This is a genomic window from Streptomyces aureocirculatus (assembly GCF_000720475.1).
In the GTDB taxonomy this organism is placed as follows: Bacteria; Actinomycetota; Actinomycetes; order Streptomycetales; family Streptomycetaceae; genus Streptomyces; species Streptomyces aureocirculatus.
In genome coordinates, this window is the sequence record NZ_JOAP01000132.1 from 1 (window position 1) to 1,344 (window position 1,344).

The 1,344-nt window shown below is 66.1% G+C and carries 2 protein-coding genes; both read left to right on the forward strand.

Annotated elements, in window-relative coordinates; genetic code table 11:
• Window positions 1–29: 29 nt before the first annotated feature.
• The gene (locus tag IG78_RS0141020) at window positions 30–485 is read left to right on the forward strand and encodes a VOC family protein (RefSeq protein ID WP_030574876.1); all 456 of its coding nucleotides are present in this window, start codon (window positions 30–32) and stop codon (window positions 483–485) included.
• A 141-nt stretch (window positions 486–626) separates the two neighbouring features.
• On the forward strand, window positions 627–1,344 hold a 718-nt coding region (locus IG78_RS0141025), incomplete at its 3' end, for a transposase (RefSeq protein WP_283936562.1).

Below are 1,344 nucleotides of genomic sequence, written 5' to 3' on the forward strand. Positions count from 1 at the left end.
TCTGGGGTGACGTGCTCGATCATGGGTGAATGACTGCCTTCTACCATGTGTGCTTCGTGGTCCCGGATATCGAGCAGGCGATGCAGGACCTTCGGTATGCAGCCGGGGTCGAGTGGAGTGAGCCGGTGTCCGACCGGCTCGGTGAGTGGGACTTCCGCATCGTCTTCACCGCAGGCGGGCCGCCCTTCATCGAGCTCATTGAAGGGCCCTCTGACAGCCCCTGGGACGCGCCCAAGGGAGCCAGGTTCGATCACATCGGCTTCTGGACCAGCGATGTGCAGCACGGTTCCCAGCGTCTGGAAGAAGAGGGCATGCCCGTGGACTTCTCCGGTTGCCCCTATGGCCGGCCGTTCGCCTATCACCGGATGGACAGCATCGGTGCCCGGATCGAACTCGTCGACCTAGGCAGGCAGGCCAGCTTCCTCAACAGGTGGCATCCGGGCGGGAAGCCGATGCCCGCCATCGACGAGACGCCCAGAAGCTGAGCTCTCGTCACGCGATGCAGCCTCGAACGGTGTCCCGAACTTGATTACTCAGACGGGCTTTCGCCGGACAGGCGGACGGCCCCCGCATGAGCATGCGTTCCGTCACAGAACCGCACTCATACGAAGGCCGCAGAGGTGAGTCTGCTGCACCACAATGCCCGGCACGAGGCATTCGACTTCACGTCCCACTTTCGGGAGGACTTCTACGCATGTCTGACTCGGCGCGGTGACACCCTGTTCGAGATCTGCGACGCGATGCTCTGCGACAGTGGCCCGGTGACCTCGCCGGTCGACCTGACGCTGCTGGCCGAACACCGGCGTGGGCACGGCGCGTTGTACGACGCGCTGAACTGCGGGCATATCGATGGGGACGGGCTGCGCAGGGCGCTGGCGATGCTGCCGCAGCCCAAGGCCGCCGACGGGCGCCTGGTCCTGGCGGTCGACGTGAGCAACTGGCTGCGCCCGGACGCGCCATGCAGTGCGGACCGGCTGTTTTGTCATGTGTACGGCCGCTCGGGGCGCCCCAGCGACCAGTTCATTCCCGGCTGGCCGTACTCATTCGTCGCCGCGCTGGAGACCGGCCGCACGTCGTGGTGCGAGCTGCTGGACGCGGTCCGCCTCGGCCCCGACGACGATGTCGCCGAAGTCACTGCAGCCCAGGTCCGCCGCGTTGTCACCGACCTGATCACCCAGGGGCAGTGGGAAGTCGGTGACAACGACATCCTGGTCGTCTTCGACGCTGGCTACGACGCTCCACGCATGGCCTACCTCCTGGACGGCCTGCCCGTCGAGGTGCTGGGACGGATGCGTGCGGACCGTGTCATGCGACGGCCGACACCCTCACTCAAGGAGTACGCCC